This is a genomic window from Georgenia sp. Marseille-Q6866 (genome assembly GCF_965111665.1).
Window position 1 is genome coordinate 36154 of the sequence record NZ_CBCOOR010000005.1, and the last position, 9009, is coordinate 45162.

Here is a 9009-nt window from a genome sequence, read left to right on the forward strand (position 1 = left end):
CCCGCTAGCGCACCTGGAAGCCCTGCTCCGCCTGAGGGTCCTCGACGCGCACGTCGACGTCCTCGACCCGCGCGGCGGGCGGGCCCTCGTGGAGCCAGCGCAGCACCTGGTCGACGGCGGTCTCCTCACCCTCGAGGACGGCCTCCACCCGCCCGTCGGGCAGGTTGCGCACCCAGCCGGCCACGCCGGCGCGCTCGGCCTGAGCCGCGCAGGCCATGCGGAACCCGACGCCCTGGACCCGGCCGGTGACGGTCACGTAGCAGCGCCGCATCACTCCTCCTCGGCAAGCACCTCGGCGGTCTGGCCGACGACGCCGACCATCCACCCGGCGTCGGGCACCGCGGCCACGTCCGTCGCCGCAATCTGGACGACGACGGCGTACCCCTCGCCGCCCGCCGACCCCAGGTACCACGAGCCTGCCATCTCGCCGGGCGCGCTGCCGCCCTTGAAGCCGACGTACTCCCAGTCCTCGGTGGCCTCGATGCCCGGGTTGAGCGCGAGGATGCCGAGCACCGTCTCGTCGCCGCTCTCCTGCAGGCCGGCGTGCGCGCGACACAGGTCCTGCGCCGTGGCGAACCAGTCCAGCCCGTCGGGCCAGATGACGTCCTGGGCGAGCGCCGGGTCGAGGGCGACCTCGCCGCCGGGGAGGCCGGCGAGGATTTCCTCGCGCCCGGCGGCGTCCGCAGCGGCCCACCGCTCGCGCAGCTCGGGGTCGGTGAAGCCGAGCTGGAACAGCTCCCGGGTGGTGACGAGCGGGGTGAGCAGCGCGGGGTCGTGGTGTCCGAGCCGCTCGACCGCCGCGAGCACGGCCGCGCGCCCCACGGCGTCGATGAGGAGGTCGGTGGCCGTGTTGTCGCTGATGGAGATCATCAGCTCGGCCGCGTCGCGAACGCTCACCTCGTGGCCGGCGGGCTCCTCCTGGAGGACGCCTGAGGGCAGGGAGCGCAGGTCGTCGGTGAGCGTGAGGGTGTCCTCCCACGCGAGCGTGCCGTCGGCGACGGCCTGCCGGACGGCGTCGAGGACGTAGAGCTTGACGATCGAGCCGATCGGCCGTGCGACGTCGGACTCGCGCTCGTGGAGCGGCTCGCAGGTGGCGCCGTCGGCGACGAGGACGGAGGTCTCGGCGTCGAGGCCCGCGAGCGCGGCGTCGAGGTCCTCCAGGGAGGTGACGTCCGGGACGGCGCGCGTCGCCTCGAAGAACAGGGTGCTCATCCGGCCGTCGGGCTCGGTGACGACGTGGAGGAGGAAGCGGCCGTCCTGCGCCGCGAGCGGCAGCTGGGCTGCGTCCTCGGTGCCGTCGTAGCCCTCGACGACGTAGGGGCCACCGGCCCGCAGCTGGGCAAAGACGGCGGCCACCTGAGCCGCTGGCACCTCTGCGAGGAAGGCCTCGGCGAAGTGCTCCCGCGCCTCCTCGGCGCCGGGCCCCTCGTCCGCGGCGAGCTGCTCGAGCACCCATGCCGCGGCCTGTCCCGCCCGCGTCTGCGGGAGGGTGACGCCGTCGGCGATGCTCACCTCCTCGGTGGGCGCGGGCGGCGCGGACGACGACGGCGCACCCTCCGGGTCCTCCGTCTCACCTGCCCCGCACGCACCGACAAGGAGCAGCAGCGCGAGCGTTGCAGGTGCGGTCCGACATCTCCCCCGAGTCATGGCGACGATCCTCCCAGACGCCTGCGAGGATGCGGCCATGTCTGCACCTCCCCGCCTCGGCCCGCCCCTCCCGGACGTCCTCGGTGAGCCGTGGGTGCAGCGCCGCATCGCCCTGCGCCCCTCGCCCGACTACGACGGGCAGCCCGAGGCCGTCCTCGTCCACCGCCGCGAGACGCCGAGCCGGCAGGCCGTGCTCTACCTCCACGGCTTCACCGACTACTTCTTCCAGGCCGCCCACGCCGAGCGCTGGGTGGCGGCCGGGCTCGACTTCTACGCCCTGGACCTGCGGATGAGCGGGCGGGCGCTCGGGGAGCAGACCCGCGCGGGGGACGTGCGCGACCTGCACCACCACGACGAGGAGATCGGCGTGGCGCTCGACGCGATCCGCGCCGACGGGCACGAGCAGGTCGTCCTGCTCGGCCACTCCACCGGCGGTCTCATCGCGGTGACCTGGGTCGACCGATACCCGGGACAGGTGGACGCCGTCGTCCTCAACAGCCCGTGGCTCGAGCACAACGGGCCGTGGGCGGAGAGGGTCATCCTCACCCGGGTCATCCGCCTGCTCGCCCGGTGGCTGCCGAGCGTCGTCGTCAGCCACCTGGACGAGCCGTACGGACGGTGGCTGCGCGAGCAGGGCTGGGACTACGACCTCGCGTGGAAGCCCGTCGAGGGCTTCCCGATGCGCGCGGGGATGGCCGCCAGCGTGCGCCGCGAGCACGCGCGGGTGGCGCGGGGGCTGGCGGTCGACGTGCCGGTGCTGCTGTGCTGCTCCACCCGCTCCGGCTCGCCGTCCTCGCCCACCGCGGAGGAGCTGCGCAGCGCCGACTGCGTCCTCGACGTGCGGCACATGGTGGACCGCGCCCCGCGCCTGGGCTCGGACGTCAGCGTCGTCCGGGTGCACGGCGGGGTCCACGACCTCGCCCTGTCGCCAGGACCGGCGCGCGAGGCCTACGAGCGCACCGCCGTCGAGTGGGTGACGGAGCGGCTCGCGGCCTCGCGGGACGGCGGGGTCTAGCCGGCCCTGCGGGCCGGGCCCTCGTCGTCGCCGGTCTCGGCCCTGTCGTCGGAGGGGAGCTCGCTCGTGACGTCCTGCACGGCGCGCTTGACCTCGAGGTCCACGGTGTCGCGCAGCGTGGAGCCCCTCATGAGGATCGCCGCGACGAGGGCGATGACGGCGAGGACCCCCATGATGAGGAAGATGAGGTCCATCCCGTCGCCGTAGGCGCTGCGGACGATCGCCTCGACGTCGTCGGGCAGGGCCGCGACGTCGAGGCTGCCGCCGGCGGCCAGCGTGCCGGCCGGGATGCCCGCATCCGCGAGCCGGGACACGAGCAGGGTGGCGATGTGCGCGGAGAGCACCGCGCCGAGCACCTGCACCCCGATGGCGCCGCCGAGGGACCGGAAGAAGGCGACGGCGGAGCTGGCGGCGCCCATGTCCTTGAGCGAGACCGTGTTCTGGACCGCGAGGACGAGGTTCTGCATCGAGGCGCCCTGGCCGATGCCCATGAGCGCCAGGTAGATCCCCAGCACCCACAGCGGCGTGGACACCCCGATCGTCGCCATGAGCGCGACGCCCACGGCCTGGATCGTGATGCCGCCGACGACGTAGCGCTTCCACGTGCCGCGCGCGCTGACGAGCCGGCCGGCGATCGTCGAGGAGAGGAAGACGCCGAGCATCATCGGGACCATGAGCAGGCCCGACTCCGTGGGGCCGTAGCCGCGGCCGATCTGGAAGTACTGGCCGAGGAAGACCGGGGCGGCGAACATCACGGTGCCGACGGCGAAGCTCGCGACGATGCTCAGGGCGGTGGTGCGCTCGGTGAGGATCCACATCGGCACGACGGGCTCGGCGGCCCGCAGCTCGACGAGGACGAAGGCGACCGTCCCGAGGACCGCACCGCCGAGCATGGCGGCGGACTGCCACGAGACCCACGCGAAGCTCGTGTCGACGAAGGACAGCCAGAGCAGCAGGAGGGTGACGGACAGGACGATGAGGGCCGAGCCCCAGTAGTCGATCTTCGGCTTGCGGCGCGTGCTCGGCGGCACGTGCAGGCGCCGGTGGAGCACCCAGATCGCGATGAGCGAGAACGGGATGGCGCTCCAGTAGCACCAGCGCCAGCCCAGCCACGGGGTGTCGACGATGACGCCGCCGATGAGCGGGCCCGACACGGTCGCCACCGCCATGACGGCGCCCATGTAGCCGTTGTACCGCCCGCGCTCACGCGGGGAGATGATCGTGGCGATCGTCGTCTGGACGAGTGCCATCTGCGCGCCCATGCCCACGCCCTGGATGACGCGGTAGGCGATGAGCGTGTTCGCGCTCTGCGCGGACCCGGCGAGCAGCGAGCCGACGCTGAACAGGCCGATCGCGAGCAGGAGGAGCTTCTTCTTGTCGAAGAGGTCCGCGAGCTTGCCGAAGATCGGGGTGCTCGCGGTCGAGGCCAGGAGGGCCGCGGTGACGATCCACGTGTACTGCAGCTGGGTGCCGCCGAGGTCGGCGATGATGACCGGCAGCGCGTTGCCGACGATCGTGCCGGAGAGCATGGCGACGAAGAGCGCGAGGAGCAGGCCGGTGAAGACCTTCATGACCTCGCGGTGCTTGGCCTCCTCCACCTCGGTGCGGCGGCCGGGGCGGGGCATGCGATCCGGGCGGGCCATCAGCGCGCCACCTCCTGGGTCGCGTCGAGGAAGCGGGCGACCGTGCCCAGGACGTCGGTGAGCTGGGCGACGTCGTTCTCGCTCCAGTCGGTGAGGGCGGACTCGAGGTGGCGACGGCGCAGCTGACGGATCGCCGCGAGCGCCTCCTCCCCCGTGGGCGTGAGCCGCAGGAGCGCGGCGCGCGCGTCCGCCGGGTCCTGACGGCGCTCGACGCTGCCGTCCTGCTCGAGCGGGCTCACGTGCCGGCTGACCACGGACGGGTCGACGAGCAGGTCCTCGGCCACGTCCGCGATGCGGCACTCCCCCTGGCGGGCGAGTGAGGCGAGGACGGCCACCTGGGAGGCGGGCCGGCCGGACTCCCGGGAGAGGCGGACGGTGAGGTTGCGGTGGCGACGGGTGAGGTCGGCCAGCGCGTCGATGAGGCCTTCGAGGACGTCGTGCTGAGCTGCGGTCACGATGACCCACGGTAACCCTTACATGCAGCATGCATCTATACCGGAGCTCGGTGAGGTCGCCCACCCCCGGGACCAAAGCCCCTTCCGCCCTCACCCCGCCTCCAGCGCCGCCTCCCCGCCGACAGCTGACTTGTTACTCCAACGCGCGGCCGGCGCAGGAACAACTCAGCTGTCGGCGAAGGGGTGGGTGCGGTGGGTCGGTGCGGTGGGTCAGTGGGTGCGGAGGGCCTTGATGAGCTCGTCCTTGTTCATGCTCGAGCGGCCCTCGATGCCGATCTCCGCGCGCGGTCCTGGAGGTCGTCGACCGTCCAGTCCTCGTAGGAGCCGGACTGGCCGCCCTTCTCCCCCACGTCGCTGCGCGAGCTGTTCGCCGCGGCGTTGGCGATGCGGGCCGACTTCTCCTTGGAGTTGCCCTCGTCGCGGAGGGACTCGTAGAGCTCCTTGTCCTTGACGCTGGGGCCGGGGTCCTGCTTGCCGGGCATGTGCCGCCTCCTTCTCGTCGGGCCTCCAGGATCCGCCGGGGACGCGGGCCGTGCATCCGCAGGGTGTCCACCCCTCGGTGGACACGGCCTCCACCCGGGAGGGGACGGCGACGGCGCGGGATCAGTCCACCGCCCGACGCGTCGCGGGGGGTCGCGGCCGGACGCTGGAGCCATGACAGCCCACGCCCCCGCCCCGCCACCATCCACCACCACCGCGGTGCCGGTCCTCAGCACCCGCGGGCTCACCAAGACCTACGGGATGACGACGGCGCTGGCCGGTGTCGACGTCGACCTCCGGGCCGGGGAGTCGGTCGCCGTCATGGGAGCCTCCGGCTCCGGCAAGACGACCCTGCTCCACTGCCTCGCCGGGATCGTGCGGCCGAGCAGCGGCCAGGTCCTGCTCTCCACGAGCCACGGCCCCGTCGTCATCAGCACCATGTCCGACGCCGAGCGCTCCAGGCTGCGCCGCGAGCGCCTGGGCTTCGTCTTCCAGGAGGGGCTGCTCATCCCCGAGCTCACCGCCGTGGAGAACGTCGCGATGGCGCTCATGCTCCAGGGGGTCGGGCGGCCGGCGGCCGAGCACCACGCCGCCGTCTGGCTGCAGTACCTCGGCCTGGCCGGGATGGAGGACCGCCGCATCGGCCAGCTGTCCGGTGGTCAGGCCCAGCGCGTCGCGATCGCCCGGGCGCAGGTGACCGGCGCGGAGGTCGTCTTCGCGGACGAGCCCACCGGCGCCCTGGACAGCGACACCTCCCGCGAGGTCATGCAGGCCCTGCTCCACGCCACGACCGGTGCCGGACGCACCCTCGTCGTCGTCACCCACGACGAGACGGTCGCCGCGCAGTGCTCCCGTGTCCTGCGGCTGCGGGACGGGCGCGTCGTCGGGGACTCCCGCTCATGAGCACCGTGACGGGCCCGTCCCCCGCGCCCACGCAGGCTCCTCCCCGCCGCCGCCCGGCAGCGCGCCGGAGTGGTGCTCCCGGTCGGCCTGCTCCTCGCCCGTCGGGGCAGCGCGGTCGGCGGTGCTGCTCCTGCCGGTCGTCGCCTTCGCAGCGACGACGACGCTCCTTCTCGTCGTCCTCGCCGGCGCCCTGTCCTTCCGCCAGTGGGACGACAGCTACGCGCTCTCCTACCAGCTCTTCGCGGCCCTCGCCGTCGTCCTGCTCGTCGTCCCGCTCGCCTCCCTCGGTGGCGCCGCGGCGCGGCTCTCGGCCCGACGCCGCGACGACCGCCTCGCCACGCTGCGCCTCCTCGGGGCGACGACGGCGACGGTCGCCAGGATGACCGTGCTCGAGGCGGCGACCGTCGCGCTGATCGGCGCGCTCGCCGGTGTTGTCGGGTACGTCGTCCTCGCTCCCTTCGTCCAGCTCATCCACTTCCGCGGTGAGCCGATCGGCAGCGCCTTCTGGCTGGCACCGTGGCTCGTCGCCCTCGCGGTCCTCGCCGTCGTGCTCCTCGCCGCCGTGAGCGCCGTCGTCGGCCTGCGGCAGGTGAGCATCTCCCCGCTCGGGGTCCGGCGCCGGACCGACGCCCCCACGATCGGGTGGGTGCGGGCCGCCGTCAGCGTCGTCGTCATCGGCGCCGCCGCCGTCGCGATGCAGGGCAGCTACGCGGACCTCGCCGTCATGATGGCCGTCCTCCTCGGGGGCTTCGGGGGCGTGCTCGCGGTGCTCAACCTGCTCGGCCCGTGGGTGGTCGCGCGGCTCGCGCGCCGCCAGCTGCGGCGGGCGCACACGCCGGCGCAGCTGCTGGCCGCCCGCAGCATGGCGCAGTCGCCCAAGGCGGTGTGGCGGCAGGTCAGCGGCGTCGTCATGGCGTGCTTCGTCGCGGTCGTGGCCGGCAGCGGCGTCGCGGTCATGGGCGTGAGCGCCGACATGAGCAGCCGGGATGACCAGATGCTCCTCGTGGACGTCCAGACGGGCATCGTCATCACGCTCGTCGCCACCTTCCTCATGGTCGCCGTGTCCGCCGGCGTCACCCAGGCCGCCGAGGTCCTCGACCGCGCCGAGCTCTACCGCAGCCTGGACCGGCTCGGGATGCCGGAGGCGACGATGGTCGCGGCCCAGCGCCGCACGGTGATGAAGCCTCTCGTCGTCGTCACGGTCATCGCGGTGGCCGCCTCGGGCACGCTCGTCCTCCCGCTCGTCGGGATCGCCGTCGTCACCGCGCCCGTCTCGGTCCTCATCACCGCGGCGAGCATCGTCGGTGGCGTGCTGCTCGTCCGGCTCGGGGTCACGACGTCCCGGACCGTGCTCCGCGGCGTCCTGGCCGAGGGGAGGTCGTGATGGTCCCCGTCCCCGTCCCGCTCGAGGAGGCCGAGGTCCGGCTGCGGCGCGCGCTGGTGCTGCTGGCGCTCTTCGTCCTCGGCTGCGCGGTGGTCGCCGCCGGCGCCGCCCTGGGCCTGGGTGCGGTGTGGCAGGACGTCCACGAGTGGGTGTTCTCCCGCGTGACGGGTGACCAGCTCGGCGGGTGACAGCCCGGCGCCCTGCACCGGCCCTCGCCGGGGTAGCGTGCGAGCCGTGAGCGACGTCGAGATCACCGTCCGCGGCTCGAGCCGCATGTTCCACCCGGCCGAGCGGGCCACCGTCCACGCGCGGGTCGGTCTCGAGGGCCCGGACGCGGACCGCGTGTACGCCGCCGTCGTCGAGCAGGCGAGCCGGCTGCACACGAGCGTCACGGCACTCCACGACCCCGCGCACGGGCCGGTGACCTGGTGGTCCGCACAGGACGTCCGCACCTGGGCCCAGCGTCCGTGGAACACGGAGGGCAAGCAGCTACCGCTCGTCCATCACGCCCGCACCGAGCTGCGCGTGAAGTTCCGCGACTTCACCAGGCTGAGCCGCTGGCTGTCCGAGGCGGCCACGGTGCCGGGGTTTGGCGTCGACCGGGTGGAGTGGGCCCTGACCGCCGCGCGCAGGCAGGAGCTCGAGCACCGCGCCCGGTCCGGGGCGGTGGAGGAGGCCCGGGCGAAGGCCGGCGCCTACGCCGCGGCGCTCGGGCTCGACGGCGTCCGTGCCGTCGCGCTCGCCGACGCCGGCATGCTCGGAGACGGGCTCCACCCGATCGACGACGGCGGCGCACCGTTCGCGCGGGCCATGGCCGCCCCGGCGGGTGACACCCTGCAGCTCGTCCCGGAGGACATCGAGATCACGGCACAGGTCGACGCCCGGTTCGTCGCGGTCAGCCCGTAGGCAGCCCGGTCGGCAGGCCGTCGATGCTCACGCGGTTCTTCTGCTGCTGGTAGTCGCGGACCGCGTCGGGGCCGCGGCTGTCCGCCCAGGCCGGCATGAGGTCGCGCTGCTCGACGTACTCGTAGAGCGGCACCCCGAAGCCGCACGAGGTCTGGACGAGGTCCACCGCGAGCTCAAAGACGTTGCGGGCGCCGCTCATCGGCGGGAAGTGGGCGAGTACCTCCTCCCAGTCCGGGTCGCCCGCGTGGATGGCGCGGGCGGTGCCGTAGAGCCGCATGATGAGCGGCTTGCCCTCGAAGGAGCAGAACATGAGGGTCATCCGCGGCGTGTCGAGGATGTGGGCCGCGGTCTCGTTCCCGCTCCCCGTCCCGTTGAGCCAGATGACCCGGTCGGGGCCGAGGACCCGCAGGGAGTCCAGGCCCTTGGGGGAGACGTTGACCCGCCCGTCGCGCGCCGCCGTGCCGACGAAGTACATGTGCTGGCGCTCGATGAAGGACCGGTGCTTCTCGGAGATGCTCGGGTACTGCCGCATGACGCGCAGTGTGCCAGGTCACCCGGGCGCCGCCCCTGAGAGCG

10 protein-coding genes and 1 pseudogene are annotated in these 9009 nt (G+C 73.5%); 5 read left to right on the forward strand and 6 right to left on the reverse strand.

Annotation, left to right across the window (positions count from 1 at the left end):
• Window positions 1-4 precede the first annotated feature (4 nt).
• Together ACWPXV_RS05945 and ACWPXV_RS05950 are read right to left on the reverse strand one after the other, a co-directional pair.
• Entirely contained in the window at window positions 5-271 is a 267-nt protein-coding gene (locus tag ACWPXV_RS05945; protein ID WP_454084366.1) for an acylphosphatase, read from the reverse strand.
• On the reverse strand, window positions 271-1686 hold the full coding sequence (locus ACWPXV_RS05950) for a serine hydrolase (RefSeq protein ID WP_454084367.1): 1416 nt from the start codon (window positions 1684-1686) through the stop codon (window positions 271-273). Before ACWPXV_RS05950 ends, ACWPXV_RS05945 begins: the two co-directional genes overlap by 1 nt.
• On the opposite strand from ACWPXV_RS05950, the gene ACWPXV_RS05955 reads away from it, so the two are divergent.
• Entirely contained in the window at window positions 1685-2662 is a 978-nt protein-coding gene (locus ACWPXV_RS05955; RefSeq protein WP_454084368.1) for an alpha/beta hydrolase, read from the forward strand. The genes ACWPXV_RS05950 and ACWPXV_RS05955 overlap by 2 nt on opposite strands.
• Here ACWPXV_RS05955 and ACWPXV_RS05960 read toward each other — a convergent pair.
• The 3 genes and pseudogenes from ACWPXV_RS05960 to ACWPXV_RS05970 form a co-directional block, all read right to left on the reverse strand.
• Window positions 2659-4305, reverse strand: coding sequence for an MDR family MFS transporter (locus ACWPXV_RS05960; protein WP_454084369.1), 1647 nt, complete (start codon window positions 4303-4305; stop codon window positions 2659-2661). The genes ACWPXV_RS05955 and ACWPXV_RS05960 overlap by 4 nt on opposite strands.
• Complete coding sequence (locus ACWPXV_RS05965) at window positions 4305-4760, reverse strand: MarR family winged helix-turn-helix transcriptional regulator (RefSeq protein WP_454084370.1); 456 nt, start codon at window positions 4758-4760, stop codon at window positions 4305-4307. Before ACWPXV_RS05965 ends, ACWPXV_RS05960 begins: the two co-directional genes overlap by 1 nt.
• 210 nt (window positions 4761-4970) lie before the next feature.
• Window positions 4971-5242, reverse strand: a pseudogene (locus ACWPXV_RS05970) (DUF7218 family protein).
• Window positions 5243-5414: 172 nt separating this feature from the next.
• Between ACWPXV_RS05970 and ACWPXV_RS05975 the strand changes: the two are divergent.
• The 4 genes from ACWPXV_RS05975 to ACWPXV_RS05990 all read left to right on the forward strand — a co-directional run bounded on the left by ACWPXV_RS05975 (window position 5415) and on the right by ACWPXV_RS05990 (window position 8433).
• Window positions 5415-6143 carry an ABC transporter ATP-binding protein gene (locus tag ACWPXV_RS05975; protein WP_454084371.1) on the forward strand — a complete coding sequence of 243 codons (729 nt, stop codon included), beginning with the start codon at window positions 5415-5417 and terminating at the stop codon, window positions 6141-6143.
• A 121-nt stretch (window positions 6144-6264) separates the two neighbouring features.
• On the forward strand, window positions 6265-7527 hold the full coding sequence (locus ACWPXV_RS05980; RefSeq protein WP_454084372.1) for an FtsX-like permease family protein: 1263 nt from the start codon (window positions 6265-6267) through the stop codon (window positions 7525-7527).
• Entirely contained in the window at window positions 7527-7715 is a 189-nt protein-coding gene (locus tag ACWPXV_RS05985) for a hypothetical protein (RefSeq protein WP_454084373.1), read from the forward strand. The genes ACWPXV_RS05980 and ACWPXV_RS05985 overlap by 1 nt, the downstream gene beginning before the upstream one ends.
• 46 nt (window positions 7716-7761) lie before the next feature.
• Window positions 7762-8433 carry an SIMPL domain-containing protein gene (locus ACWPXV_RS05990; RefSeq protein WP_454084374.1) on the forward strand — a complete coding sequence of 224 codons (672 nt, stop codon included), beginning with the start codon at window positions 7762-7764 and terminating at the stop codon, window positions 8431-8433.
• Here the strand turns inward: ACWPXV_RS05990 and ACWPXV_RS05995 are convergent.
• Window positions 8423-8965 carry a pyridoxamine 5'-phosphate oxidase family protein gene (locus ACWPXV_RS05995; protein ID WP_454084375.1) on the reverse strand — a complete coding sequence of 181 codons (543 nt, stop codon included), beginning with the start codon at window positions 8963-8965 and terminating at the stop codon, window positions 8423-8425. The two genes, ACWPXV_RS05990 and ACWPXV_RS05995, sit on opposite strands and share 11 nt — an antisense overlap.
• Window positions 8966-9009: the final 44 nt, after the last annotated feature.